19 protein-coding genes are annotated in these 26,790 nt (G+C 64.4%); 3 read left to right on the top strand and 16 right to left on the bottom strand.

All coding sequences use genetic code 11. The annotated features are described in order from the left end of the window. Window positions 1-112: 112 nt before the first annotated feature. The gene (locus AC0L3K_RS12900) at window positions 113-943 is read right to left on the bottom strand and encodes an enoyl-CoA hydratase (protein WP_473366185.1); all 831 of its coding nucleotides are present in this window, start codon (window positions 941-943) and stop codon (window positions 113-115) included. 112 nt (window positions 944-1,055) lie between these two features. Next, the gene (locus AC0L3K_RS12905; protein ID WP_354200491.1) at window positions 1,056-1,757 is read right to left on the bottom strand and encodes an SDR family oxidoreductase; all 702 of its coding nucleotides are present in this window, start codon (window positions 1,755-1,757) and stop codon (window positions 1,056-1,058) included. A 232-nt stretch (window positions 1,758-1,989) separates the two neighbouring features. Here AC0L3K_RS12905 and AC0L3K_RS12910 point away from each other — a divergent pair, with 232 nt between their 5' ends. Together AC0L3K_RS12910 and AC0L3K_RS12915 are read left to right on the top strand one after the other, a co-directional pair. Further along, window positions 1,990-3,774 carry an acyl-CoA dehydrogenase family protein gene (locus AC0L3K_RS12910; RefSeq protein WP_007599571.1) on the top strand — a complete coding sequence of 595 codons (1,785 nt, stop codon included), beginning with the start codon at window positions 1,990-1,992 and terminating at the stop codon, window positions 3,772-3,774. A 44-nt stretch (window positions 3,775-3,818) separates the two neighbouring features. Next, window positions 3,819-4,907, top strand: a complete 1,089-nt coding sequence (locus tag AC0L3K_RS12915) for a Zn-dependent alcohol dehydrogenase (RefSeq protein WP_219682968.1) — start codon at window positions 3,819-3,821, stop codon at window positions 4,905-4,907. A gap of 118 nt (window positions 4,908-5,025) precedes the next feature. On the opposite strand, the gene AC0L3K_RS12920 is transcribed toward AC0L3K_RS12915, so the two are convergent. From AC0L3K_RS12920 to AC0L3K_RS12975, 12 genes are all read right to left on the bottom strand, one after another. Further along, a complete protein-coding gene (locus AC0L3K_RS12920; RefSeq protein ID WP_354127141.1) occupies window positions 5,026-5,292 on the bottom strand; it encodes a DUF1488 family protein in 267 nt (88 codons plus the stop codon). 85 nt (window positions 5,293-5,377) lie between these two features. After that, complete coding sequence (locus AC0L3K_RS12925) at window positions 5,378-6,856, bottom strand: AMP nucleosidase (RefSeq protein WP_219682969.1); 1,479 nt, start codon at window positions 6,854-6,856, stop codon at window positions 5,378-5,380. Between the two features lie 173 nt (window positions 6,857-7,029). Beyond that, complete coding sequence (locus AC0L3K_RS12930; protein ID WP_473366186.1) at window positions 7,030-8,364, bottom strand: HlyD family type I secretion periplasmic adaptor subunit; 1,335 nt, start codon at window positions 8,362-8,364, stop codon at window positions 7,030-7,032. Further along, window positions 8,361-10,106 carry a type I secretion system permease/ATPase gene (locus AC0L3K_RS12935; protein ID WP_473366187.1) on the bottom strand — a complete coding sequence of 582 codons (1,746 nt, stop codon included), beginning with the start codon at window positions 10,104-10,106 and terminating at the stop codon, window positions 8,361-8,363. Before AC0L3K_RS12935 ends, AC0L3K_RS12930 begins: the two co-directional genes overlap by 4 nt. A 260-nt stretch (window positions 10,107-10,366) precedes the next feature. After that, window positions 10,367-10,636, bottom strand: a complete 270-nt coding sequence (locus AC0L3K_RS12940; protein WP_148738875.1) for a GlsB/YeaQ/YmgE family stress response membrane protein — start codon at window positions 10,634-10,636, stop codon at window positions 10,367-10,369. Between the two features lie 95 nt (window positions 10,637-10,731). Beyond that, a complete protein-coding gene (locus AC0L3K_RS12945) occupies window positions 10,732-11,709 on the bottom strand; it encodes an ABC transporter ATP-binding protein (RefSeq protein WP_473366188.1) in 978 nt (325 codons plus the stop codon). Next, window positions 11,706-13,121 carry an amidase gene (locus AC0L3K_RS12950; protein ID WP_473255461.1) on the bottom strand — a complete coding sequence of 472 codons (1,416 nt, stop codon included), beginning with the start codon at window positions 13,119-13,121 and terminating at the stop codon, window positions 11,706-11,708. Before AC0L3K_RS12950 ends, AC0L3K_RS12945 begins: the two co-directional genes overlap by 4 nt. Then, complete coding sequence (locus tag AC0L3K_RS12955) at window positions 13,118-13,315, bottom strand: hypothetical protein (RefSeq protein ID WP_007599557.1); 198 nt, start codon at window positions 13,313-13,315, stop codon at window positions 13,118-13,120. The genes AC0L3K_RS12950 and AC0L3K_RS12955 overlap by 4 nt, the downstream gene beginning before the upstream one ends. Then, on the bottom strand, window positions 13,312-14,373 hold the full coding sequence (locus AC0L3K_RS12960) for an ABC transporter ATP-binding protein (RefSeq protein ID WP_473366189.1): 1,062 nt from the start codon (window positions 14,371-14,373) through the stop codon (window positions 13,312-13,314). The genes AC0L3K_RS12955 and AC0L3K_RS12960 overlap by 4 nt, the downstream gene beginning before the upstream one ends. Before the next feature lie 2 nt (window positions 14,374-14,375). After that, the gene (locus AC0L3K_RS12965; RefSeq protein ID WP_027570091.1) at window positions 14,376-15,278 is read right to left on the bottom strand and encodes an ABC transporter permease; all 903 of its coding nucleotides are present in this window, start codon (window positions 15,276-15,278) and stop codon (window positions 14,376-14,378) included. Between the two features lie 2 nt (window positions 15,279-15,280). Next, a complete protein-coding gene (locus AC0L3K_RS12970) occupies window positions 15,281-16,234 on the bottom strand; it encodes an ABC transporter permease (RefSeq protein WP_007599552.1) in 954 nt (317 codons plus the stop codon). Window positions 16,235-16,425: 191 nt separating this feature from the next. Then, on the bottom strand, window positions 16,426-18,084 hold the full coding sequence (locus AC0L3K_RS12975; protein ID WP_473366190.1) for an ABC transporter substrate-binding protein: 1,659 nt from the start codon (window positions 18,082-18,084) through the stop codon (window positions 16,426-16,428). Window positions 18,085-18,294: 210 nt separating this feature from the next. Between AC0L3K_RS12975 and AC0L3K_RS12980 the strand changes: the two genes are divergently transcribed. Then, the gene (locus AC0L3K_RS12980; RefSeq protein WP_473366191.1) at window positions 18,295-19,890 is read left to right on the top strand and encodes an ABC transporter substrate-binding protein; all 1,596 of its coding nucleotides are present in this window, start codon (window positions 18,295-18,297) and stop codon (window positions 19,888-19,890) included. A gap of 184 nt (window positions 19,891-20,074) precedes the next feature. On the opposite strand, the gene AC0L3K_RS12985 is transcribed toward AC0L3K_RS12980, so the two are convergent. Then, complete coding sequence (locus AC0L3K_RS12985) at window positions 20,075-22,306, bottom strand: CHASE2 domain-containing protein (RefSeq protein ID WP_473366192.1); 2,232 nt, start codon at window positions 22,304-22,306, stop codon at window positions 20,075-20,077. A 62-nt stretch (window positions 22,307-22,368) separates the two neighbouring features. Then, window positions 22,369-26,790: beta strand repeat-containing protein (locus tag AC0L3K_RS12990; RefSeq protein ID WP_473366193.1), on the bottom strand; the 4,422-nt coding region annotated here is incomplete at its 5' end.

Below are 26,790 nucleotides of genomic sequence, written 5' to 3' on the forward strand. Positions count from 1 at the left end.
CGGGTGTTTTTTTTTTTCGCCCCCCCCCGGCCGCCCCCCCCCCCCGGGGGGGGGGGCGCCCCCCCCGCCCGGCCCCCCGCGCCGCCCCCCCCCCCCCCCGGGCTACGGCTCCCTACTTCCTCGTGAATACCGCCTGGCGCTTCTCGATGAAGGCCTGCACCGCTTCCTTGTGATCGGCGGTCGTGGTCAGGCGGACCAGACGTTCGGCTTCGTGGTCGCGCGCGGTCTCGAAATCGAACAGCAGGGCCTCGTCGAGATTGTCCTTCATGTAGCGCAGCGTGAGGCGCGGACCTTCAGCGAGGGATTTTGCCAGCGCAAAGGCCTCTGCCTGCAATTTGTCGTCGGGCACCACGCGGTTGACGAGGCCGATGGCCTCGCATCTGGCAGCATCGACCCGATCGCCGGTGAACAGCAGCTCGCGTGCCCGCGCGGTGCCGACGAGGCGCGTCAACAGCCACGCGATGCCATAATCGCCGCTGAGCGCAATGCGCGCATAGCCGGTTGCCACGAAGGCCGATTGCGCGGCAATGCGGATGTCGCAGGCCATGGCGATGGCGAGCCCCGCGCCGACCGCCGGCCCCGGCAGCGCGGCGATGGTCGGCTTGCGCACCGAGACCAGCGCGCCGGTGAGCAGGCGCTGCCGCTCCTGGAGATCGGCGACCTTGTCGTCAAAGGACATTTCCAGCTTCTTCGGGTCGCGATGCGCGCCCATGCCCTTGACGTTGCCGCCCGCGCAGAACGCTTCGCCCGCGCCGGTGATCAGCAGCGCGCCGACATCGGGGTTCTCGCCGCAGGAGCGGATCATGGTGCGTAGCGCCGGGGTCAGCGCGTCCGACAGCGAGTTGCGCGCCTCCGGCCGGTTCAGCGTGATCAATGCGACGCGATCGCGGATCGCGCAGAGGAGTTCGTTGGTGCCGGTATCGATGGTGATTTCCGTGCTCATGATTCCCGCCCTTGTAGGGTGGGCAAAGCGAAGCGTGCCCACCATTTGCTGTTTCGTGGTTGATGGTGGGCACGGCGCTATGCGCCTTTGCCCCCCCCTACGGCAGCTTGCCTCAAAACTTCTCGACCCAGGGCCGCAGCTCCAGCTCCCAGCTCCAGGCGCTGCGCGGCTGCTGCAACACGTTCCAGTAGCTCTCCGCGATGGCATCGGGATCAAGCATCGAATCCGGCTTCTCCGGCGCTTCCGTGCGCGCTGCGCTTCTGATGCCGCCATCGATCACGAAATGTGCGACATGGATGCCTTGCGGCGACAATTCGCGCGCCATGCTCTGCGCCAGCCCGCGCAGTGCGAACTTGCCCATCGCGAATGGCGCGGACTGCGCATAGCCCTTGACGCTTGCCGAAGCGCCGGTGAACAGGATCGCGCCGTGCTGGTTCGGCAGCATGCGCTTGGCCGCCTGCTGCGCCACCAGGAAGCCGCCATAGGCGCTGACCGCAATGGCCTGCGCCACGTCGGCCGGAACGAGATCGACGAACGGCCCGCGCGCCCGGCCGCTCGCGTTGTAGACGACCAAATCGGGCGTACCGATCTCGCGTTCGACCAGGCCGAACAGGCGTTCGACCTCATCAGGGTCGGTGGCGTTGCAGGCATAGGCCTTGGCGCCGGTCTCGCTGCAGAGTGCGCCGAGCTTCTCGATTTTTCGCGCGGCCAGTGCGACGCGGATGCCCTGGGCGGACAACAGCCGCGCCAGCGAGGCGCTCAGGCCTTCGCCGGCGCCGACGATGAGGGCGATCTTGTATTTCGGGTGTTCCATGACGTGATCTCTCGAAGACGGGAAGCCGCTGATCTATGCACGGTCCGCGCGGACAACCACCCGGGGAGGATCACAATTCCGCAGAGCGAATTGCTCCGACGCGGCGATCATGCCTCCCTGACAATTTGCGGCTTTATCCGCTTTCGCGACTGGAGCATGATCGACATCATCTCAAGCGGCAAGCGCCAAATCAGCGCAAAATGACCGCAAGGCGGAAACGAAGAGGACGATCATGCACAAGCCGGCCCCTGCGCAGGCAAAACAGGTCGCGGCCGCACCATCCGGACTGCTGGCTCCCGACACTACCGGCATGAATTTCTACCGCGCCGACCAAGCCCTCACCGATCTCCTGCGCATCCATCTGCCGGAGACGCTATTCCGCCACGTCGAGCCGCATCTCGATCGCCTTGGTGAACTCGCCGGCGGACATCTCGACGATTGCGCGCGGCTCGCCGACCGGCACACGCCGGTGCTGCACCAGCGCGACAAGTTCGGCCGCGATTTGCAGTGGATCGAATACCACCCGGCCTATCGCGAGCTGGAGAAGGCAGCGTTCGGCGAGTTCGGCATCCACGCGCTCTCGATCCGCAAGGGCATCATGGGCTGGCCGGACAAGTATCCCGTCGTCGCCAAGCACGCCTTCACCTTCCTGTTCAACCAGACCGAATTCGGCATGGGCTGCCCGATCAACGTCACCGACGGCTGCGCCAAGCTGTTGGCGAATTTCGGCACCGAGGCGCTGAAGGCGAAATATCTCGATGGCCTGACCCAGACCGATATGAGCAAGCTGACGCAAGGCGGCCAGTTCATGACCGAAAAGGAAGGCGGCTCCGACGTCGGCACGCTGACCACGACGGCCGTGCAGGAAGGCGACCATTGGCGCCTTACCGGGGAAAAATGGTTCTGCTCGAACGCCGACGCAAAAATCGTGATGCTGCTGGCGCGCCCCGAAGGCGCCGGCCTCGGCACGCGCGGTGTCGGCCTGTTCCTGATGCCGCGCTTCCTCGACGACGGTTCGCAGAACCACTACCGGATCGTGCGTCTGAAGGACAAGCTCGGCACGCGCTCGATGGCCTCGGGTGAGATCAAGCTCGAAGGCGCGATCGCCTACGCGGTCGGCAAGCTCGACCGCGGCTTCGTGCAGATGGCCGAGATGGTGAACTCGTCGCGGCTGTCAAATGGCGTCAAATCCACCGCGCTGATGCGGCGGGCCTACCATGACGCGATGACGGTGGCAAAAAACCGTGTGGTGTTCGGCAACCGCATCATCGACCTGCCGCTGGGCCGGCGCCAGATACTGAAGATCATGCTGCCGGTCGAGCAAGCGTTGTCGATGAGCTTTCTCACCGCGGACGCGCTCGACCGTGCCGAGGCCGGCAGCCAGGATGCAGCCGCACTGCTGCGCATCCTGACGCCGACCTTGAAATTCCGCGCCACCCGGGACGCGCGAAAGGTTTGTGGCGATGCGCTCGAGATGCGCGGCGGCATCGGCTATATCGAGGAATTCGCGACCGCTCGGCTGCTGCGGGACGCGCATCTCGGTTCGGTTTGGGAAGGCACCGGCAACATCGTCGCGATCGATGCGCTGAGGCGCGCGGTCGGCCGCCACGGCGCCGAATCCGCGCTCGCAGCCGATCTGCACGCCCGCCTCGATGACAGCCCCTCGGTGCCGCAGGCCTGGCGCGACCGGCTGCACACTCTCACCGATCGCGCGGTCGGCTTCGCGCGCGAGGTCGCCAGCGCGGCCGACAACGAGGCCGATGCGCGCCGCGCCACAAGCCTGCTCTATCATGTCGCCAGTGCCGTCGCGCTCGCCTGGGAGGCACATCGTATCCACGACATGCGTGGCGATGCGCGAAGGCTGTTGTTGTCGCGGCTGGTGATCGATCACCGGGTGTCGCCGAGCGATCCGTTCCGGTTGACGGAAAATCCCGTGCAGCAGAAGATCGCGGCGCTCCTCCTCGGCGATCGCGCCGGTAGCATGAGCGAGGTTGGCGAACTGGTCCTGGCAGCGTAGGCTGCCACCCGCGTTCAAAGCAAAAAAGCGATAGGGAGTGCTCGATGAAGGCCGCCGTCCTCCATGAAGTCAACAAACCCCTGGTCATCGAGGATGTCAGCCTGCCGAAGCCCGGCCCGCGCGAGGTCCTGATCCGGACGTCGGTCGCTGGTCTCTGCCACTCCGATTTGCACTTCATGGAAGGCCTTTATCCGCATCCGCTGCCCGCGGTGCTCGGGCACGAGTCCGCCGGAATCGTCGAACAGGTCGGCTCCGACGTGACTTATGTGAAGCCCGGTGATCATGTGGTCACCTGTCTTTCGGTGTTCTGCGGGACCTGCGACAATTGCACCACGGGCCGCACGGTGCTCTGCACCGACACCACGGTAAAATTGCTGCCGGGGGCTTCCAATCGGATGCAATGGGCCCGCTCGGAGAAGCTGCATCAGTTTCTCAATCTCTCGTCCTTCGCCGAGCAGATGCTGGTGCACGAGAACGCGATCGTCAAAATCCGCAAGGAAATGCCGCTCGATCTTGCGGCGCTGATCGGCTGCGGTGTCATTACCGGCTACGGCGCGGTCGTGAACACGGCGAAGGTGACCGCCGGCGAAACCGTGGCCGTGATCGGTTGCGGCGGTGTCGGCATGGCCGCGATCAACGGCGCGCAGATCGCGGGCGCCGGCCGCATCATTGCCATCGACACCAATCCGGCCAAGCTCCAGCTCGCGACCAAGCTGGGCGCCACCGACATCATCAACCCGGCCGACGGCGACGTCGTGAAGCAGGTGCGCGATCTCACCAATGGCGGCGTGCATCATTCCTTCGAGGTGCTCGGCCGCAAGGAGACCGCCGAGCAGGCCTTCGGCATGCTCGCCTCGGGCGGCACGGCCACCATCGTCGGCATGATTCCGTTCGGCCAGAAGATCGAGCTGCATGGCTTCGACTTCCTGCGCGAGCGCAGGATCCAGGGCTCATCAATGGGCTCGAACCATTTTCGGGTCGACATGCCACGGCTGGTGGATTTCTACCTGCGCGGCCGGCTGCATCTGGAAGACTGGATCTCGGCCAAGCTGAAGCTCTCCGAGATCAACGAAGGCTTTGCCAACATGAAAGCCGGCAAGACGCTGCGCAGCGTGATCATGTTTGACAGCTGATGCAAGAGACGCGGTCCTCAGCCCGCCAGGCACGTTGCGGGAAGGTAACCCCGGCAAGACCAGATCTTGACCAACCGATGAACTGCCCCGGAGCATGACGGCAGAGCCCGGAGCGGCACTACCGCTGCAAATGTCGCGTAAAGATCCGCACCACATGACCCCTGACCCGCGGCGCCTCGTCGTAGAGGTCTGAGGCGAGGCGCTCGATGGTCTCGCGCAGCGACAGGAACTGGGCCTGCCGCGCGCTGCTTTCGGTGCCCTGCATGCCCGCAAGCTCGTCCATCGCGGCGTCGCTGATCTGGCAGTGTACGACCTCGCCGTCGTTCAGCATGGTGAAGCGAAAGGCGAGCCGTTCGAGATCATGGCCAATGATCCTGTCGCGCATGAGTGGCATCAAGTCGTCCCGGTCGACCCCGCGCCGAAAATGCCGAAAATCCCGCTGCTTGTCAGCAGCAAAGGCAATCCATGGCCTACTGAAATGCGACTTCAGCGAAACTGCGGAGCTTTCGCGAATGCAACCGCTCGGATTCCTGCTGTTTAAGCCGTTCCAGCGCCTTCAAGCCGATCTCGAGATGCTGGCCGACGCGGCGGCGGTAGAATTCGCTGGCCATGCCTGCGAGCTTGATCTCGCCGTGCAGAGGCTTGTCGGAGACGCACAGCAGCGTGCCGTAGGGGACGCGAAAGCGGTAGCCGTTGGCGGCAATCGCGGCCGATTCCATGTCGAGCGCAACCGCGCGCGATTGCGACAAGCGGCGAATGACATCGGGACCGCTGATCTCCCAATTGCGGTTGTCAACGCTCGCGACGGTGCCGGTACGCATCAGGCGCTTGAGCTCGAACCCCTCGAGCCCGGTGACGTCCTCGACCGCCTCCTCGAGCGCGACCTGCATCTCCGCGAGCGCCGGGATCGGCACCCACAGCGGCAACTCACGATCAAGCACATGGTCCTCGCGCACATAGCCGTGGGCGAGCACATAGTCGCCGAGCCGCTGCGTGTTGCGCAGGCCCGCGCAATGGCCGAGCATCAGCCAGGCATGGGGCCGCAGCACGGCAACATGGTCGGTGACATTACGCGCGTTGGACGGACCGGTGCCGATGTTGATCAGCGTGATGCCGCGATAACCGGGGGTGACCAAATGGAAGGCCGGCATCTGCGGCGCGCGCGCGGGCGCAACGCCCGTCGACGCGCCGCCGCTGCGCGTGATCACGTTGCCGGGAGCGACGAAGGCATCGAGGCCGGCCTCGCCAGCCTGAAGCCGCTGCTGGCAGAGCTGCGCGAAGGCGTCGACGTAGAACTGGTAGTTGGTGAAGATCACGAAGTTCTGGAAATGCTCTGGATCTGTGCCCGTGTAGTGGTAGAGCCGGCGCAGCGAGTAGTCGACGCGGGCCGCCCGAAACAAGGACAGCGGCTCGGGCGCGCCGGGCTGGAGCTCGAAAGTGCCGTCGGCGATGGCATCGTCCATGGTGGCCAGATCAGGCACGTCGAAGGCATCGCGCAGCGATCGCGTCACGGGCGAGTTCTCGCTGGTGGTGATGGCGGCTTCGATGTTGATGTCGCGGCGATAGGCGAAGTGAACGGGGATCGGTTCGCTGGACTCGCCGATTTCGACCGGGACGCCGTGGTTCTGGATCAACAGCCCGATCTGCTCGGTCAGATAAGTCCGGAACAGATCCGGACGCGTGACGCTGGTCTCGTGCACACCGGGCCGGGCGACGAAGCCGTAGGCGAGACGCGAATCCAGCCGCGCATGCGTCGCGGTGGTGACACGGACGAAGGGATAGAAGGCCCGCACCCGCGTCGTGATTGCCTCGCCGTTGACGTAAGCTTCGAACCGATCACGCAGGAACTTCGTGTTGCGCTCGTAGATCTCTTCGAGGCGGGCGACGGCGAGGCCGGCGTCGGAAAAGGATTCGGTGGCGACGGAGGGTGGGGATTGGACGGATTGCATTGTTCGATGCCGGGTTGCTGGGGCTGAATCGAACTATAGCAAGAAAACTAAAGCAAGAAAGAAGCCCCCCGTCATTGCGAGCGTAGCGAAGCAATCCAGAAATCTCGCCGCGAAGGCAACCTGGATTGCTTCGCTACGCTAGCGATGACGAAAGGAGGCGACGCTTCCCCGCGTCACTTCTCGCGGAACGCCCGCATGAACTGGTCGTGCAGCGGCTTCATCAGATAGGACAGCATGGTGCGGTCGCCGGTCTGGACGAAGGCTTCCGCCGGCATGCCGGGGATCAGCCTGGAGTCACCGAGCTTGGCGACCTCTTCTGCGGACAGCGAGACGCGGATGGTGTAGTAGCTCTGGCCGGTGCGCTGATCGGTGGTGACGTCGGGCGAGACGCGGCTGACGACACCGTTGAGCTCCGGCGTGGTGCGCTGGTTGAAGGCGGACAGGCGCAGCAGCGTCTTCTGGCCGATCTGGAGCTTGTCGATATCGACCGGATTGACCTTGGCTTCGACCTGGAGATCGTCGGCCTGCGGCACGATCAGCATGAGGGCGTCGCCGGCGGTGATGACGCCACCAACGGTATGCACCGTCGATTGCAGCACCATGCCGTCCTGCGGCGCGCGGATGTCGACGCGGCGAAGCTGGTCCTCGGCGGCGACCTTGCGCTCGATCATTTCGCCGATCTTGTCGTTGGTCTCGCGCAGATCCTTGGAGACCTCGCTGACCATGTCCTTGTCGACCTGGATGATCTGCAGCTCGGTCTCGGTGATCTTGCCCTTGGCCTGCGCGCGCGAGGCGATGTATTGCGCACGCTCGCCGTTGAGGCGGGCGCTATCGCGTTCGAGCGTGGTCAGGCGGGAGATCTGCACCAGGTGCTTGTCATAGAGATCGCGGACACCCACGAGCTCCTGCTGCACCAGTGAGATTTCCCTGTCCTTGGCCCGCTCCTGCGCGGAGAGGCCCTCGATCTCCTCGTTGAGCTGCTGGATGCGCTCGCGCAGCTGCGCCTTCTGGCCGGCGCGTCCGTTGACGCGGACGTCGAACAGCTTGGTTTCGGCGGAGAGCAGCGCCTTGACGTCGGGATCGTTGCTGCGATCGAGCAGCGCTTGCGGGTAGTCGATCCTGTCGATCCCGCGCTGCTCGGCCTGGAGCCGCGCCGCACGCGCCTGCGCCGCATCGAGATTCTTGGTGACGATGGCGAGGTTGGCCTTGGTGACGGTGTCGTCGAGCCGCACCACGACGTCGCCGGCCTTGACCACGTCGCCGTCGCGAGCACGCACCTCGCCGACGACGCCGCCGGTCGGATGCTGGACCTTCTTGACGTTGGATTCGACCACGATCTGACCCGGCGCGATCAGCGCGCCGGAAATCTGCACCGTCGAAGCCCAGCCGCCGAGGCCGACCAGGAGGACCAGCACGATCCCAAGCCCGAGCATCAGGTGGAACCGGATCGACTGCCGTACGGTCCGCTTCGCGGCGGGCTTCGCGCCGCCGAGCGCCATCGTGCTCATGCCTTGGCTCCGCCTTCGCTGACGATCTTGATCGGCGCCGGCGGTGTCACGCGCGGCTGGAGCACCTGGGCGAGCACCTGCTCCTTCGGCCCGAAGGCCTGCATGCGGCCGTCGCGCAGCACCAGGATCTGGTCGACCGCTTCCACGCCGATCGGACGGTGCGCCACCACGATGACGATGGCGCCGCGCTCGCGTGCCGCACGGATGGCGCGGGTCAGCGCTTCGTCGCCTTCGGTGTCGAGATTGGAATTGGGCTCGTCGAGCACGATCAGGAACGGGTTGCCATAGAGAGCGCGCGCCAGCGCCACGCGCTGCGCCTGGCCCGCGGAGAGCGCCGTGCCCTGCTCGCCGACCTGGGTGTTGTAGCCCTCGCGCATCTTGATGATCATCTCGTGCACGCCGGCCTCCTTGGCGGCGGCGATGATGCCGTCGGAGGTGGCCTCGGGATCGAACCGGCTGATGTTCTGCGCGATGGTGCCGCCGAACAATTCGACGTCCTGCGGCAGGTAGCCGATATGGCGGCCGAGCATGTCGGACGCCCATTGGTCGAGCGCCGCGCCGTCGAGCCGCACCTTGCCGCGAACCGGTTGCCAGACGCCGACCAGCGCGCGGATCAGCGACGACTTGCCGGAGCCGCTCGGTCCGATCACGCCGAGGCCGTTGCCGGCTTCGAGCGCAAAGGTGACGTCCTGCACGATGAGGCGCTGGTCGCCCGGCGGCACCATGGCGATGCCTTCGACCGAGAGGCGGCTGGTGGGCGCCTGCAACTGGGTCGGCATCGTCTGCGCCGGCATCTGCTCCAGAAGGCGGGTCAAGCGGTGCCAGCTCTGGCGTGCCGCGACAAAGGATTTCCAGTGCGCGATGGCAAGATCGACCGGCGCGAGCGCACGGGCCGACAGGATCGAGCCGGCGATGATGATGCCGGCGGTCGCTTCCTGGTGGATGACGAGATAGGCGCCGACCGCGAGCACGGCCGATTGCAGCATCATGCGCAGCACTTTTGCGACCGCGCCGAGACCGCCGGCGACATCGCTCGCACGCTGGTTGCCGTCGAGATATTTTTCGTTGGCCTCGCTCCAGCGCGCGTTCATCCGGCCGGCCATGCCCATCGACACCATGACTTCGGCATTGCGGCGGCTGGCCTGCGCGAGATCGTTGCGCTGGGCGGCAAGCCCCATCGCGTCTTTCGCCGGCTGGCGGGACATGAACTCGGTGACCAGCGTCAACCCGACCAGGATGACGGCGCCGACCAGCGCGGTGACGCCGATCATGACGTGGAAGGCGAAGCAGATGGCGAGATAGAGCGGCAGCCAGGGCAGGTCGAAGAACGCGCTCGGGCCCATGCTGCCAAGAAAGGAGCGGACATTGTCGAGATCGCGCAGCGGCTGAAGCCCCTCGTTGCGGCTGCCGACCAGCAGCGGCAGGCGGACGATGGTGTCGAACACCCGCTTGTTCAAGGCTTCGTCCAGCGCGGTGCCGACCCGACCCAAAATCCGGTTGCGGATCATGTCCAGCACGCCCTGCGCCATGTAGAGGAAACTGGCGAGGACGATCAGGCCGACCAGGGTCGGAATGCTGCGGCTCGGCAGCACCCGGTCGTAGACCTCCAGCATGAAGATCGACCCGGTCAGATAGAGCAGGTTGATCATGCAGCTCATCAAGCCGACGCCGACAAACGCCGTGCGACAGGCGCGCAGCGCATCACCGAGCTCTGAGCGGCGGACGCCGGGAACGGCTGCCATCAGTCTGATCTCTTTCGGGTAGGGGCCAAAGCCCCTGATTTCAAAGGCAAATTCAGGAGTAATTGACCCGGATTAACATCGCGTTTGCGCTCATCGCCCAACGCAGTCGAACACCCGGGACCCCTATAGCCCACATCACCCTCGACCGACCTTGCACGCAAGTCCGGAATCTCACGATCTTGCGGCTTTTTCTTGCAGACATGTCACCTCTCCCCGGGCGGGGAGAGGTCAAAAGTTCGATCAATTGAACTCGGGCGCCATTAGAATCGGCCGCCGCCGCGGACCAGCCGCACCACTAGCAGCAGGATGACCGCGCCGATCGCGGAATAGACGATCTCCGATATCAGTCCGGTGCCGATGTGAATGCCGAGCTTCGGAAACAGGAAGCTTGCCACCAGCGCGCCGGCGATGCCGACCACGATGTCGCCGATGATGCCGAACCCGGTTCCGCGCACCACCTTGCCGGCCAACCAGCCAGCCACGAGGCCGACGAACAGGATGACAAGCAGGCCTTCATTGGAAATGTACATAAGTGAGGTCCCTCTCCGTGAACGGTTCCATGGAAGCGGAACCGGGATGAACGAGGTCTGAATGCTGTTCCCGCTCCCGCTTGGGGCGCAAAATATCAAGACAACGCGGTGACCGGCTCCGCCAGCACGCACCGTGCCGCCCGGCCCGGCCCGACCTCCACACTCCCAGGCAGCTGCTCCAGACAGCGCGGCTGGGCCACGGCGCAGCGGGGCGCAAAGGAGCAGTTGTGCGGCCTCTCCCCGAGCGACGGCGGGGTGCCGGGGATGGTCTCGAGCCGCTGTCCCCGCTTGGCCCCGTGGACGGTCGAGGCGAGCAGGCCCTTGGCGTAGGGATGCACCGGCGAGCGGACGATGTCGCGAAGCGTGCCCTGCTCCACGATCTGGCCGGCATACATCACAGCGACCCGGTCGCAGATCTCGATGGCGACGCCGATGTCGTGGGTGACGAAGATGACGGACATGCCGAACTCGCGCTGCAGCTCGCGCAACAGCAGCAGGATCTGGATCTGCACGGTGGCATCAAGCGCGGTGGTCGGCTCGTCCGCGAGCAGGATCTTTGGCCGACACGCGAGCGCCAGCGCGATCATCGCGCGCTGACGCATGCCGCCGGACATTTCATGCGGATAGGCATCCAGCCGCCGCTTGGCCGAGGGGATGCGCACGACGTCGAGCATCTCCAGAGCTCTCGCGCGGCCCTCCGCATAAGACTTGCCTTCATGGCGCACGACGCTTTCGGCGATCTGCGCGCCGATGGTGTAGACCGGATCGAGCGCGAGCGCCGGCTCCTGAAAGACCATCGACACGGTCTGGCCGCGGAACGACGACAGCTGCTCCTCGTTCATCGCAAGCACGTCGCGGCCCATCACGTTGACCTTGCCCGTGATCTGCGTGCGCTTCTTCGGCAACAGCCGCATCAGTGCACGCAAGGTCACGCTCTTGCCCGAGCCGGACTCTCCGAGCAGGCCCAGCACCTCGCCGTCGCCGAGCGAGAGGCTGAGATCGTTCACGGCATAGACCGTGCGCTCGCCGGTGAAGCGGATGTTCAGGCCTGAGATCTCGACGAGCTTTGTCATGACGGAAGTTTCGGCAGCCTGTCGTGGTAGTCGGTGGCGCGCTGGAACGCGGCGCCGATGGTGAGCAGCGTCGCCTCATCGAACGAGCGGCCGATCAGCTGCATGCCGATCGGAAGACCATTTTTGGTGAAGCCCGAGGGCACCGTGAGCGACGGCAGGCCAAGGTAATTCACCGGACGGGTGAACAGCGTCAGCCGCTGCAACAGCGCCGGCGCGTTCGGCCCGCCGCCGACGTCGCTCTCCTCGATCGTCGGCGCCGGCACCGGGGAGGCCGGCGCGATGATCGCGTCGACACCTGATGTCGCAGCGTTGTGCGCGGCCAGTGCCGGCCCGCGCCAGCGCATCGCCTCGAGGTAGGTGATGGCGGGGACCGCAAGGCCGTTCTGGAGCCGCATCAACACCTGCGGGCCGTAATCCTGCGGCCGCTCGATCATCCAGCGCTTGTGGAAGGCGGCGGCTTCGGCCGCAAGCACGAGCTGGCTTGCCGCGGACAATTGCCGCTGATCGGGCAGCTCGACCGTGACGATGTCGGCGCCTTCGCGCTTGAGCACTGCAATGGTCTCGTCCAGCACGCGCGCGACCTCGCCGTCGAGATCATCGACATAGAAGGACGAGGGGACGCCGACCTTGAGGCCCTTCAGCGAGCCCCTGGTCGCGCCGACATAGTCAGACAGCGGCTCGTGGCTCGCAGTCGAATCCTCGGGATCAGGGCCGGCCATCAGCGCCAGCAACAGCGCGCAATCCTCGGCGGTGCGGGCGAGCGGGCCGACCGTGTCGAGCGACTGCGACAGCGGCATCGCACCGGCGCGGCTGACCCGGCCGACGGTGGTCTTCAATCCCGTGACGCCGCAGAAATGCGCGGGCATGCGGATCGAGCCGCCGGTGTCGGAGCCGAGCGCGGCATAGGTCAGTCGCGCCGCGACCGCCGAGCCCGAACCCGAGGACGAGCCGCCGGTGATGTGCGCCACGTTCCAGGGATTCCGAACAGGGCCGTAATGGGCGTTATGGCCGGTCGGGCCATAGGCAAATTCGGCGAGATGCAACGTGCCGAGCCGAACCTGGCCGGCGTCCTTCAGCCGCTGCAAGGCGGTGGAGGTCACTGTCGGAACGAAATCGCGGCGGATCAGCGAGCCGCAGGTCGCGACGTGGCCTGCGTCGTAATACATATCCTTGTGCGCGAGCGGCACGCCATGCAACGGCCCGCGGACTTCCCCCTTGGCCAGTTCGGCGTCGGTGGCATCGGCGGCCTTCAGCGCCGCCTCTGCCTCGATCGACATGAAGGCGTTGAGGTGCGGCTGCCATTGCGCGATGCGATGCAGCAGCGCCCGCGTCACCTCATGCGAGGACACCTGCTTCATCGCGATCGCGCGCGCGACCTCGGTGAGCGTCATCAATGCGGGCTCGATGCTCATTTCGAGACCTTGGCAGCCTGCGCGATCGGATAGAGCGCGGGCTCGAGATCGAACGGCAACGTGCCGGCAATGGCCGCAAAGCCCTCGAAGGCCGGTCCGATGGAGTTGGAGATGCGCGTCGCGATCTCGTCGTCAACGGGAACACCGGCGACCTGTGCCGTCGCCTTGATCTCTTTTGTCGTCGGTCTCGTCATACAGTTTCCTCCTTCGGCGCGCGGCTATGGCCTGAACCCGGGATCGCCATGTAGCACGCGGCCTCGTGGCCCATTCTATCGAGCGCGGTGAGTTTTGGTGTCGCATTTGCGCAGAGCGGCTCCGCAAACGGGCAACGGGTGTGGAAGCGGCAGCCCGAGGGCGGATCGATCGGATTGGGCGGATCGCCCGTGATCGGCGGCGTCTCGGTGCGACGGTCCGGATCCGAGGACGGCATCGCGGCAAGGAGTGCGCGCGTATAGGGATGCGCCGGCTGGTCCCAGACTTGGTCGACCCGGCCGAGTTCGACCACTTCGCCGAGATACATCACCAGCACGCGATCGCTGATGTAGCGCACGACGTTGAGGTCGTGACTGATGAAGAGATAGGTCAGGCCGAACTCGCTCTTGAGATCGGCAAGCAAATTGAGCACCTGCGCCTCGACGGATTTGTCGAGCGCGGAGACCGCTTCGTCGAGAATCACCAGCCGCGGCGAGAGCGCCAGCGCGCGTGCGATGTTGACGCGCTGGCGCTGGCCGCCGGAGATCTCGTGGGGGTAGCGGTTGGCGAAATTTGCAGGAACCAGGCCCACCTTGCCCAGCAGCTCGCGCGCCAGCGCGCGCGCAGCGCCGTCGGCCATGCCATGCACCTTCGGGCCGAAGGCGATCGATTCCTCGATCGTCAGGCGCGGGTTGAGCGAAGCGTAGGAATCCTGGAACACCATCTGCATGCCGCGGCGCAGCTCGCGCAAGGAGAGCGACTGGCCGACGCTCATGCCGTCATAAATGATGTCGCCGGTATCGCGCGGCATCAAGTGCATGAGCAGCCGCGCGGTGGTCGACTTTCCGCAACCGGATTCGCCGACGATCCCGACGGTCTCGCCCTTGGCGACGGAGAAGGAGACATTGTCGACGGCACGCACGGTGCGCTTTGCGGCGAACAATCCGCCGCGCACCGGGAAATGCTTGGTCAGGCCGTTGACCTGGAGCAGCGGCTGGGCGACGCCGCCGAGGTCTTCGATCGGCTCCAGCATTGCGACAGAGAGGTTGGTTTCGCTCATGGCTAGTTCCTGATGTCCATGGCGCTACGCAGGCCGTCCGAGAGCAGGTTGAAGCAGATCGAGACCGCGAAGATCATTGCACCGGGGAGCGCAGCGACCCAGGGGTTGACGTAGATCGCGGTCCGCAAGGTGTTCAGCATCAGGCCCCATTCCGGCTCCGGCGGCTTAGTGCCGAGTCCAAGGAAGGACAGGCCTGCCGCGAGGATCATCGAAACCGAGATCAGGCTGGTGGCATAGACGAAGATCGAACCGAGCACGTTGCCGAGAATGTGCACGCGCATGATGGTGAAGGGACCGGCACCGGAGGCGCGCGCGGCGTCGACGAAGTCCATGTTGCGCACGCCCGTCGTGACGCTTTCGGCGACGCGGGTGATCTGCGGCACGAACACGACGGTCAACGACACGATGGAATTGAGGATGCCCGCGCCCAGCGCGCCGGAGATCGCGATCGCCAGCAGCACAGACGGAAACGCGTAAAACACGTCGATGGTGCGCATGATCGCGGTGTTGAGCTTGCCGCCGACATAGCCGGCAACGAGGCCGAGCGACGTGCCGATGCAGAAGGCGAGGATCACAGGCAGAATGCCGATGAGAAGCGACAGCCGCCCGCCATAGATCAGCCGCGCCAGCATGTCGCGGCCGAGCTCGTCGGTGCCGAGCGGGTAGCCTGATGTGCCAATGTGGCGCAGGCGCCGGATCATCGAACCTTTGTACGGATCTTCCAGACCGAGCCACGGCGCAACGATCGCGGACAGGAAGATCAGCAGCAGCACCAGCGCGCAGACCATGCTGACCTTGTCGCGCCGGATACGGCGGCCGACGGTCGCCCAATAGCCGCGCGCCTTGGTCGCGGGCGCGGACTGAAGCGCGGCGTCGGAGGTGACGGACAACGGAAGCTCGCTCATCGCTAGCCCCGCTTGATGCGCGGGTCGATCGCGGCTTGCGCGATGTCGACCAGCAGATTGAGGAAGACGAAGAACAGCGCCAGGATCAGGATCGTGCCCTGGAGCAGCGGCAGGTCGCGCTGGAAGATCGCGGAGTTGAGCAGGAAGCCCGAGCCCGGCCAGGAGAACACGGTCTCGATCAGGATCGAGCCGCCAAGCATGTAACCGAGCTGAAGTCCCATCACCGCGAGCGCGGTCGGCGCGGCGTTCTTGATGACGTGGCGGAACACGCCGCGCTCGTGCAGGCCTTTTGCACGCAGCGCCTCGACGAAGTCCTGGCTGAGAATGTCGCCGGTCAGCGCGCGCACCGTGCGGGTGACGATGCCCATCGGGATCACCGAGGTCGTGATCGCCGGCAGCACGAGATATTGCAAATGCGCCCAGTCCCAGGCCCAGGCGGCCGAGCCGCCGGGTCCGGCGCCGACGGCGGGCAGCCAGTTCAGCTGAACCGAGAAGATGATGACGAGCACCATGCCAAGCCAGTAATGCGGCACCGAAACGCCGGCGATGGCAAAGGATGTCGCCAGCTTGTCGATCCAGGTCTCGCGGAAATAGCCGGCGATCAGGCCGAGCAGGATGCCCATGGTGAAGCCGATGATCGCCGCCGCAATCGCCAGCGTGACCGTGTTGCTGACCGCGCGCATGACCTCGGCCAGCACCGGCCGGCCCGTGGCGATGGAATTGCCGAGATCGCCATGAAGTGCGCGGAGCAGCCAAAGCCCGAACTGCACCGGCAGCGGGCGGTCGAAACCATAGGCGGTGCGGAGCTGCGCGGCGAGCTCCTGCGAGGCGTCAGCCGGCAGCACGGCCACCAGCGGATCGCCCGGCGTTATGTGCACGAGCAGAAAACACACCAGCGCGACGCTGATGACGATCGGGACGACGTAGACGATGCGTCTGGCGATATAGGCGAGCACTGCAGTTCTTTCTTCCTTCTCCCCTTGCGGGAGAAGGTGGCGCGGAGCGCCGGATGAGGGGTTGTTTCCGCGAGTACAGCTATTCCTAATGAGAGATGGTCACTCGCGGAGAGAGACCCCTCACCCGGCTTCGCTTTGCGAAGCCACCCTCTCCCACAAGGGGAGAGGGTGCACTGAGCAAGCTGAGAGAATTACTGCATCGACACCAGCGAGAAGTCGATGAACCAGCTCTTTGGCTGCACGATGCCTGTCACCTTCGGGCTGATGGCACGGGGGCCAACGTCGTGGGCGACGTAGAGGAAGGCTGCGTCATCGACGGAGGCCGCGTGCAGTTCGGCGAGCGCCGCGTCACGCGCGGCGGGATCGAAGGTTTGCCGCGCCTTCTTCACCAGCTCGTCGAAATTGGGATTGTTGATGAAACCCCAATTGTTCGAGACCGGCGGAGCCATGCCCGATTGCAGGAAGCGCACCAGCGCGAAGAACGGATCCATCGCCGCGTAGGTGACGTTGGTCGCGTTCGAGCCGTTGGCGCTGGGATCCTTGGCGCCGCGGCGCCAATTGGTGAACAGCGTATTCCACTCGATGACGTCGAGCTGCACGTCGAAATAGCATTCGGCCAGCGCCTGCTGGAGATATTCGTTCATCGGCAGCGGCTGCATCTGGCCCGAGCCGGAGGCAGAGGTCTGGGTCTTCACCGTCAGCTTCTTGCTCGGGCCGAAACCGGCCTCCTGCATCAGCTTCTGCGCAGCCGCCTTGTCATACTTGATCTCGAAGGTCGGCTTGCCGCGCCAGGGATGGCCGGGCTCAAAGGTGCCGGTCGCGGGCACCATCAGCCCCGCGAGCAGGCCGTCCTTGAGTCCTTCGCGATCGACGCAGAGGTTTGCTGCCTTACGCACGCGGATGTCGTTCCAGGGCGAGCCCTCGACGCGCGAGAACTGCCACGGCCAGACGTGCGGCTGCTCGTTGGCGTAGAGCTTGAAGCCGCGCTGCTTGAGCTCGGGCAAAGCGTCCGGCGCCGGTGCCTCGACCCAATCGACCTGCCCGGAGAGCAGCGCCGCGGTGCGCGCGTTCGCCTCCGGCATCGGCAACAGCACCATCTTGTCGACCTTGGGCACGCGGTCCTTGTTCCAGTAGCTCGCATTCTTGACCAGCTCCAGCCGCTCGCGCGGGGTGAACGCGGCCATCTTCCACGGGCCGGTGCCCGCGGCGTCCTTGGCAAACGCGGTCCATGCGGCCTGCGACTTGGCCTTGGCGTCAGCGCCTTCCGCCTTCTCGTAGAAATGCTGCCACTTCGCCGGGCTCGCCATGAAGAGATTGGTGAGGTTGATCGGCAGGAAGCTATCGGGCTCCTTGGTGGTGAGCTCGACCGTCATGTCGTCGATCTTCTTCGCGGACGCCAGCGTCGGCATCCGCGAGGCCGTGACGCCGACCTGGCTGGCGTCGAATTGCGGCGCGTCCTGCTTCAGCACCTTCTCGACGTTCCACACCACGGCGTCCGCATTGAACGGCGAGCCGTCATGGAAGGTCACGCCGGGGCGCAGCTTGAATGTCCATTTGGTCTTGTCGGCATCGTCGACCTTCCACTCGGTGGCAAGGCCGGGGATCACCACGCTCGCCTTGTCGGCCGAGGACAGGTCCCAGCCGGTGAGCGCGTCATACATGGTGAGGCCGGTGAAGCGGTTGCCTTCAAAACCCTGATCGGGCTGGCCCAGCGTGCGCGGAATATCGGCAGCCGTCATGGCGATGCGCAGCACGGTTTCGGCACTGGCGACGCGCGGCCACGCAGCCGCGCTACTGAGCGCCAGCAACGCGATCAGCGCCGCGCGGGTCTTGTTTTTGTTGATCAGCATTGCCTCAATCCTTTTCCGGCTTCGATGACTAATTTTGATGCAATCGTATGCAATGCCTATGCCAATGGGGAAACTTATTCTGCAAATTGCCCCTGCGACGACAAGTCCTTGTGATGACACGTCGGCGAAAGCACCTCGCTGCCTATTCTGGCATCAAGATTGCAGGTTTGGCTCCAATTCTCCCTTGAAGTCTTCCTTGGAGCTTTGGCCATGCGTATCCGACTATCGACCTGTTTCGCCGTGCTTGCACTGGCGTTGTCCGCGATTCCGGCGGGCGCCGAAATGGTGCTGCGCTACGGCATTTCGATGGCGGACATCCCGCTGACCACCGGCCAGCCCGATCGCGGCGCCGGCGCCTATCAGTTCACGGCCTACACCATCTACGATCCGCTCGTGGCCTGGGAGATGGACGTCGCCGATCGACCCGGCAAACTGGTGCCGGGGCTCGCCACCGAATGGAAGGTCGACGATACCGACAAGACCAAATGGCGCTTCACCTTGCGTAAGGGCGTGAAGTTTCACGACGGCAGCGAGTTCACCGCCGACGCCGTGATCTGGAATCTGGACAAGGTGCTCAACGACAAGGCGCCGCAATTCGATAAGCGCCAGAGTGCCCAGGTCAAGACCCGCCTGCCTTCTGTCGCGAGCTACGCCAAGATCGACGACTCCACGGTGGAGATCACCACCAAGACGGTCGATTCCTTCTTTCCCTATCAGATGCTGTGGTTCCTGGTGTCGAGCCCGACGCAATACGAGAAGCTCGGCAAGGACTGGGACAAGTTCGCGAGCCAGCCTTCGGGGACCGGCCCGTTCAAATTGACCAAACTGGTGCCGCGCGAGCTCGCCGAGCTCACGAAGAATCCGGATTATTGGAACAAGAAGCGTATTCCCAAGGTCGACAAGCTCGTGCTGGTGCCGATGCCGGAAGCGCTGACGCGCACCAATGCGCTGCTGGCCGGGCAAGTCGATCTGATCGAAACGCCGGCGCCGGATGCCGTGCCGCAGCTCAAGGCCGCCGGCATGAAGCTCGTCGATAACGTCACGCCGCATGTCTGGAATTATCATCTGAGCGTGCTGCCGGGTTCGCCCTGGACCGACATCCGCCTGCGCAAGGCGCTGAACCTCGCGATCGATCGTGAGGCCGTGGTGGGCCTGATGAATGGGCTTGCAAAACCCGCCAAGGGACAGGTCGATCCGTCGAGCCCCTGGTTCGGCAAGCCGAGCTTCGAGCTGAAATACGATGTCGCCGCGGCGAAGAAGCTGGTCGAGGAAGCCGGCTACTCGAAGGCGAAGCCGCTGAAAGCGACCTTCATCATCGCACAGGGCGGCACCGGCCAGATGCTCTCGCTGCCGATGAATGAATTTTTGCAGCAGAGCTTCAAGGAGATCGGCATCGACATCGATTTCAAGGTCGTGGAGCTCGAGACGCTCTATACGCACTGGCGCAAGGGCGCGGCCGACGAGATGAACGCCGGCATCACCGCCAACAACATCGCCTACGTCACCTCCGACCCGCTCTACGCCATCGTCCGCTTCTTCCATTCGAGCCAGATCGCGCCGGTGGGCGTCAACTGGGGTGGCTACAAGAACCCGAAGGTCGACGCGCTGATCGACGAGGCCAAACAGACTTTCGACAGCACCAAGCAGGACGAGCTGCTGGCGCAGGCGCACGCGCTGATCGTCGACGACGCCACGCTGGTGTGGGTGGTGCACGACACCAACCCGCATGCGCTGTCGCCCAAGGTCAAGCAGTTCGTCCAGGCGCAGCACTGGTTCCAGGACCTGACGACGATCGGGGCGGAGTGAGGCGACAGCTCAACCCTCTGCCGTCGTCCTGGCGAAAGCCAGGACCCATAACCACCGAATTTCGTTTGCCGAAGATTGGTGGTTGGCCGCTCGCCGTAACAACTTCTCCCTGGGGTAATGGGTTCTGGCGTTCGCCGGGACGACAGCGAGTGTGTGGTTAGCTTCAAAACCGCACATCTGCCCCCTACTTCGTCAGCAGTGCATAGGCCCCGGTCCACCCCTCCGCCGGCGGATTCACCTGGAATTCCTTGATACGCACTTCATAGAGCTTGAACAGCTTTTCCAGCGTGTCGGCATCCTCGCTCCTGCGCCCGCGTTCGATGGCGTCCAGCGCGCCCTGCCAGTCGCGGCCGCGATAGCAGGCCAGCATTTCGATGGTGACGTTGCGCAGGCGCTGGAAGGCGCCGGAATGCATCACGTCCTCGCGGCCGGCGATGGCGTAGATCACTTCGGGCTCGGTCTTGCCCTTGACCATGATGAAGTCGAGCTCGAGGATCGCGAACTTGTCCTTGGCGGCGAGCGCGGTCCTCGAGCCGACGATGATGGGAAAGCCGTACTCCTTCGACTGGCCTTCCAGGCGCGAGGCCAGGTTCACGCTGTCGCCGAGCACCGAATAGTTCTTCTTCAGGTCGGAGCCCATGTTGCCGACGACGCCGATGCCGGTGTTGAGGCCGATACCGACATTGAGCGGGATGTAGACGTGGCCGCCATCCGTGGCTTCCTGTTCGCGGTCCTTGTTCACCGCGTCGATCTTCTCCAACATCTGGATCGCGGCCTCACAGGCGTTGACCTCGTGCTCGGCATCGTCGAGCGGCGCGTTCCAGAACGCCATGATGGCGTCGCCCATATATTTGTCGATATAGCCCTTCTGATCGATGATCACATCGGTCAGCGGGGTCAGGAAACGGTTCATCAGCGCGATCAGGCCCTGCGGATCGTGCTTGTAGGTTTCCGATATGGTGGTGAAGCCGCGCACGTCGGAGAACATGATCGTCATTTCGCGCTCCTCGCCGCCGAGGACGAGCTTTTCCGGTGACTGCGCGAGTTGCTCGACCAGCACCGGCGACATGTATTGCGCGAACATGCCGCGGATCTGCACGCGCTGCCGCTGCTCGCGCACGAAGCTCGCGAAGATCAGCGTCAGATAGATCGCGGTGGTCGAGAGCAGCGGATAGGTGAAGTCGATGAGATAGCGGCGCTGGGCATAGTAGAACCAGGACACTCCGATCAGGATCGCGGCGAAGGTCGCGCCGGCAAGTACGAGGCGGACCGGTCCGAGGTTCGGCGTGAAGATGATGACGAGCAAGCCGATGACGAGCGCGGCGAGCAGCTCGACAACGAGCGCATAACCGGGCTGGGAGATCACCGCGCCGCTCAGCACGCTCTCCAGCACCTGGGCGTGGATCTCGACGCCGGGCATGGTCGAGGACACCGGCGTAGTCTTGAGGTCGTTCAACCCGCCCGCGGAGGTGCCGATCAGGACCAGCTTGCCGGCGATCTTGCCGGGCGACACGCTATTGTCGAGCACATCGGCCGCAGAGACGTAGATCGAGGGGTCCGGGCGGGCGTAATGCATCCACAGCTGGCCGTTCTTGTCGGTCGGGATCTCCAGGCCCTTGAGGCGGATCGTGCGGATACCGCTCTTGTCGGTCCTGATCAGCAGCGTCGGCGTGCCGGTGGCGACGCGCAGCATCTCCAGGCTCAGCGAGGGCATGATGTTGTCCTGCGCCCGCAGGATCATCGGCACGCGGCGGATCAGGCCATCGCGCTCGGGTCTGATCGAGAACAGGCCGCGTCCGGCCGCGACCTTCTCGATCACAGGCACGTTGCGCAACAAGCCCGGGAAGTCGAACATGAAGCGTTCAGACCCGTCCTCCCCGAGCGTCGCTACGCCGGTGAATGGAAGTGACTTGTCGAGTTCGGACAAGACTGCTGGAAGCCCCGTCTCGCCCAGCACCACGCGCGAGCGCTTGATCGCTTCGGCAAGGATCTGGTCGTTGCTCGGCAGCTCGCGCAACTTGGCGCGGGTGGCATCGTCGAGGTAGCGCATGTGGCTCGCGACCAGATCCGGATTGAGCCGGTCGGCCTCCGAGAACACGACGTCGAAGCCGATTGCGACCGCGCCGTTGCTGGTAAGGTTCTGGATCATGTCGGCGATCCGCGTCCGCGGCCACGGCCATTGGCCGAGCTTGGCGAGGCTCTTGTCGTCGATGTCGACGATCGTGACCGGCCGCGCCGCCTTGTGGCGCGGATCGATCAACTGAAACATGTCGAAGGTGCGCAGCCGCAGTTCCTGGATCGGCGGCGGATCCCACAGGCGAGCGCCGGCAAACACGACCAGCAGCGCAAGGCACATCAGCCGCGCAAACCCCAACTTCCGCGCAAACCACCGCCGCAGGATTTTGAGACGTTTCATGGCGGTTGAATATCACGCTTTCACGGGCAATGGCAGCCGGCGGCTTGGCACCCAAGCGGTCATCAGGCGTGGACGATGAAGTCGCTCGCATGGAGATGGGCCGCGGTGACGCCCTTCAGGACGATCGTGTCTGCCGCGTCGATCGTGATCAGGGTGTCCGCCGAATTGGTAGGTGACCCGGCCACATGCTGGGCCATCCAGGCGGAAAGATTGGAGGTCGTCACAACTGCCGAGAGATCGATGTGGTCCTGACCCGGCGTGAAATTCACGATCATATCGCGGTTCGAGTCGGCCGCGAACACGAACTGATCCTGATAGCCGGTTCCGATGAACAGATCTTTGCCGGTCGTGCCGGTGATCCGCGCGTGGTCGTTCGCACTTTCAGGAAGGTTGAAAATCAAGTGAATGGTATCGCTCGCCCCGTGCCCGTCGGTCACGGTGAGCGTGATCTTGTCCGTGGGCGGCTCTGCGCTGCCTTCATTGTAGATAACGGTATTCAGGCTCCCATTGATGTTTGCAAATAGACCGGAGCGCGACGACGGGCTCGCATTGCTGCCGGCAGCCTCAGTCGTGGCAGCCAGCGTGAATATCTCATTCGGAGCAGCGTCCGGGTCGACCAACGAAAGGCCATGGACGATCACCTGCTCGTCGTCGTCTTGCCTAACACTCACGTGATCGAGATCGAACATCGGCGTGTCATTCGCGCCGGTCACGCCGACTGTCAGTGTCGCCGTGCCCGCGGCCCCATGAACGTCCGTCGTCTGTACCGTGAACGTATCCGAATAGGATCCCTGCGGCAGTGCGTTGATGGCGGTTGCATCCGGAACGTAGCTGTAGTTGCCGTTCGCGTTCACCGTTAGCGAGCCGTAGTGGCCTGCGACCGTTGCAGCCGCATGATGCGTCGCATCAAGCACGGCATAGGTCAGCGACCCCGTCTCGCCACTGTCAGCATCGGTCCCGACCAGCTTGCCGGTGAGATTGGCGAAACTGTCAGTCGCAGCCGTGTCCGTGAGCGAGCCGATGTTGAGATCGGACAGCTTCGGCGTGTCGTTGGCGCCCGTCAGGTCCACCGTGTATGTCGCGGTGGTGGCAGCGCCATGCGCGTCGGTGACCTGGACCGTGAAACTATCCGAATAGGAGCCTCCCGGCAGGGCGTTGATCGACGCAGCGTCGGGAACGTAGCTATAGCTGCCGTTGCTATTGAGCGTCAGCGCGCCATAATGACCCGTGACCGTCGCGACGGCCTGGTGACCTGCGTCAAGCAGGGCATAGCTCAGCGTGTCGCCGGTGTCGACGTCGGTCCCGACCACCTGTCCCGTGAGGTCGGAGAAACTATCCGCTGCGGCCGTGTCGGTGAGTTTCCCGATGCTGCCATTGGACAACACCGGCGTGTCGTTGGCGCCGGTGACGGCGACCGTGAATGACGCCGTGCCGACAGCACCCTGCGCGTCCTTGGTCTGAATCGTGAAGACGTCCGAGTAAGGGCCTGCCGACAGCGCGTTGATCGCCGCAGCATCCGGAACGTAGCTGTAGCTGCCGACGGCATCCACCGTCAGCGAACCGTAATGACCGGCGACCGTCGTGACCGCGTTCGCTCCATCCATCACCGCGTAGTGCAACGTTGCCGTCTCGCCATGGTCGGCGTCGGTCCCGACCAGCGTTCCCGTGATGTTCGGGAAGCTATCGGTGGCGGCGGTGTCAACAAGTGGGCCCGTGGTGACCGCGGGCAATGTCGGAATGTCGTTCTTGCCAGTGATGGTGACGCTGACCTCGGCCGTATGGATCTTGCCGTAATCGTCCGTGAGCGTGATGGTGGAGTCGACCTTCGCGGTCTGGTCCTTGGCGAGGAAGTCCAGCGCGCCGTCGGGGATCGAATAGCTCCAGGTGACGGTGCCGTTGTTCTTGCCAGTCTGCCCATAGATCAGCGCGGCCTTCAACGCGGCGGTCTCGTCGTCGGTGAGCGACGCGGTGAGGTCGGTGCCGCCATCCAGCCAGGTCACAGCCTGGTCGGTGACTGCAACTGTCGCTATCGGACGGTCCGTCAGGTCGATGTCGGTGAAGTGAATCGAGCCGGTTGCGGCGGGCAGCGGGTCGGAATCGCCGGAGCCGGTGGTGCTTTCGCGTTCGGAGAAGTTCGCGGTCAGGGATGCATTGACCATGTCGAACGCCGGCGCGTCGTCGATCGCATGCATCGTGATCAGCGTGTGGCCGCCATCGTCGCTGCCCGCGAAGTGCGCGTTGCGATAGTCGCCGACGAGAGTCAGGTCAATGGTCTTGCCATCGTTGCCGGTGACCGTGAGCATGCCGCCGCTCGCAGGATCGACAGCATTGGGCACGTAGACGGCGCTGGTGCCGGGGCCCCACTGGATCGTCGATAATTCGATCGTGTCGTTCACGGACAAGTCTGCGATCGAGCCGCCGAACGTGTCCGTATCGATCTCAAGCGCGGCGCCGTTGCCGTGAAGTGCGATCGTTTGCGCGACCGTGCCTTCGAGCTTCAGCAGCGCGCCGGCATCGACGGTGACCGAGCCCGTGCCGGTCAACGAGCCGAACAGCGACAACTCGCCATGGACCTCGATGGTGCCGGTATTGGCGATGGTGCCCGAGATCGACGCCGTGCCCCAGCTGTCGATGTGGTTGTGATTGACGAGGCCAGGCCCACTCAGGGAGATCGAGGCGCCGTTGAGGAGATCGATGACACCGTCATTGACGATCGTCGACGCATTGCCGAACACGCTCGTGCCGGCGACCGTCCAGGTGCCGCCCAGCTCGTTGTTGAAGGTCGCGGTAGCGACCGAGACATTGCCGTTGATGTGGCCGGTGTTGTTGATCGTGAGGCTGCCGTCGGTCTCGACGATCGCATCGGTCGCGGAGGTCACGCTCAAGGCGGCGGCCGGCCCGATGGCGCCGGAATTGTCGATCACCGAACCGGTCGTGTCCTGCTGGATGTGGATCGCCGCATTGCCACCGGTGCCCACGATCGAGCCGGAATTGACGATGTGGATCGAACCGGTCGCGCCCGAAAACTCCAGCGTCGCGCCGACATCGACGATCACCTTGCCTGAACCGGCGATGCCACCCGCAAGGTCGAGCGTGCCGCTCTGGACCTCGATGATGCCGGTATTGGTGACGCTGCCCGTGACCGTATCGACGCCGGCGCTGTAGAGATTGCCGGCATTGCTCAGGCTGCCGCCGTTGATCGAGACGTCGGTCAGATAGAGCTTCGAGTGACCATCGACCGTGATCGCTCCGGTGCCGCTGTTACTGACAGTCAGATTTGTCAGCTTCAGCGTGCCATAGTTGATCGCCTCGAGATCCGCGGTGTTGGAGATGTCTTCGCCGGAGACGCCGAGCACGCCACCATTCGCCTGAATCAGATTGTGATTGGTGATGGTGTGAAGCGTGGCGGGATCGATCGTCAGCGTGCCGCTGGTGACCGTGATCGTGCCGGTGTTGGTGATGTCGGCGTTGTCGATCGCGCTCGTGCCGGTCGATTCCAGCGTACCGGCAATCGTCACCGTGCCGCCGTCGATGGTCGCGCCCTGGAGATCGAGTGTCGAGCCGGACTCGACCGAGACGGCACCGCTGCCGGTATTGGTCGCCTTCATCCCGATCAGCTTCAGTGTCCCGTGATCGATCGCCGCCAACGTGCCGGTGTTAGCGACGGCTTCGCCGTTGATGTCGAGCTCGGCGCCATTGGCCCGGAGGATGCCGTCATTCGCGATCGAGCTTGCGGAGGTCGTCGCCAACAGCGTCAACGCGCCCAGGGTTGCCTCGATCAGATAGTTGTTCGAGATGTTGGCGTCGGTAATCGCAGTTGTGCCGGTCGAATTCAGCGTGCCCGAAACAATGAGCGCGCCGCCGGTCAGGCTTGCACCGTTCAATGTCAGCTTGCTGCTTGCATCGACCTTGACCGTGCCATGATTGGCGATTGCGGTACCCGCAACGGTCACGTCATCCAGCGTCAGTATGACGCCGCTCTCAACCGTTACGGCAGCGGTGCTCAGCGTCGCCGATTGATCGATCTTGCTGCTGCCGATGACATCGATCGTGCCGACGCCGTTGACAGCCCCGCCCGAAATCTCCGTGCTGGACAGTGTCAACGTCTGGCCGCCATCGACCGTCACCGTGCCGGTGTTGGTCACGACGTCATTGAGCAGCGTTGCAGCGCCGGCGATCTTCAGCGTGCCGATATTGGCGACCGCGCCACCCTGGATGCTGGCGCCGTCCTGAAGCTTGACGGTGTTGTCAAGCTCGATGCCTGCATTGTCCGTGATCGTCGAGCCCGAAACCGTGATGCCGTCCAGCGTCAGCTTGGCATCGGCGGTAACTGCAGCCGTGCTCAGTGTGGCGCCGCCGTCGATCTTGCTCGCGACGATGACATCGATGATGCCGGCGCCGTTGACGGCCCCGCCCGAAATCTCCGTGCTGGACAGTGTCAACGTCTGGCCGCCATCGACCGTCACCGTGCCGGTGTTGGTCAC

Source organism: Bradyrhizobium sp. MI1.10 (assembly GCF_055811035.1).

Coding starts and splice junctions, on each gene's coding strand:
- AC0L3K_RS12900 (WP_473366185.1), bottom strand. CDS start 943: ATGAGCACGGAAATCACCATCGATACCGGCACCAACGAACTCCTCTGC.
- AC0L3K_RS12905 (WP_354200491.1), bottom strand. CDS start 1,757: ATGGAACACCCGAAATACAAGATCGCCCTCATCGTCGGCGCCGGCGAA.
- AC0L3K_RS12910 (WP_007599571.1), top strand. CDS start 1,990: ATGCACAAGCCGGCCCCTGCGCAGGCAAAACAGGTCGCGGCCGCACCA.
- AC0L3K_RS12915 (WP_219682968.1), top strand. CDS start 3,819: ATGAAGGCCGCCGTCCTCCATGAAGTCAACAAACCCCTGGTCATCGAG.
- AC0L3K_RS12920 (WP_354127141.1), bottom strand. CDS start 5,292: ATGCGCGACAGGATCATTGGCCATGATCTCGAACGGCTCGCCTTTCGC.
- AC0L3K_RS12925 (WP_219682969.1), bottom strand. CDS start 6,856: ATGCAATCCGTCCAATCCCCACCCTCCGTCGCCACCGAATCCTTTTCC.
- AC0L3K_RS12930 (WP_473366186.1), bottom strand. CDS start 8,364: ATGAGCACGATGGCGCTCGGCGGCGCGAAGCCCGCCGCGAAGCGGACC.
- AC0L3K_RS12935 (WP_473366187.1), bottom strand. CDS start 10,106: ATGGCAGCCGTTCCCGGCGTCCGCCGCTCAGAGCTCGGTGATGCGCTG.
- AC0L3K_RS12940 (WP_148738875.1), bottom strand. CDS start 10,636: ATGTACATTTCCAATGAAGGCCTGCTTGTCATCCTGTTCGTCGGCCTC.
- AC0L3K_RS12945 (WP_473366188.1), bottom strand. CDS start 11,709: ATGACAAAGCTCGTCGAGATCTCAGGCCTGAACATCCGCTTCACCGGC.
- AC0L3K_RS12950 (WP_473255461.1), bottom strand. CDS start 13,121: ATGAGCATCGAGCCCGCATTGATGACGCTCACCGAGGTCGCGCGCGCG.
- AC0L3K_RS12955 (WP_007599557.1), bottom strand. CDS start 13,315: ATGACGAGACCGACGACAAAAGAGATCAAGGCGACGGCACAGGTCGCC.
- AC0L3K_RS12960 (WP_473366189.1), bottom strand. CDS start 14,373: ATGAGCGAAACCAACCTCTCTGTCGCAATGCTGGAGCCGATCGAAGAC.
- AC0L3K_RS12965 (WP_027570091.1), bottom strand. CDS start 15,278: ATGAGCGAGCTTCCGTTGTCCGTCACCTCCGACGCCGCGCTTCAGTCC.
- AC0L3K_RS12975 (WP_473366190.1), bottom strand. CDS start 18,084: ATGCTGATCAACAAAAACAAGACCCGCGCGGCGCTGATCGCGTTGCTG.
- AC0L3K_RS12980 (WP_473366191.1), top strand. CDS start 18,295: ATGCGTATCCGACTATCGACCTGTTTCGCCGTGCTTGCACTGGCGTTG.
- AC0L3K_RS12985 (WP_473366192.1), bottom strand. CDS start 22,306: ATGAAACGTCTCAAAATCCTGCGGCGGTGGTTTGCGCGGAAGTTGGGG.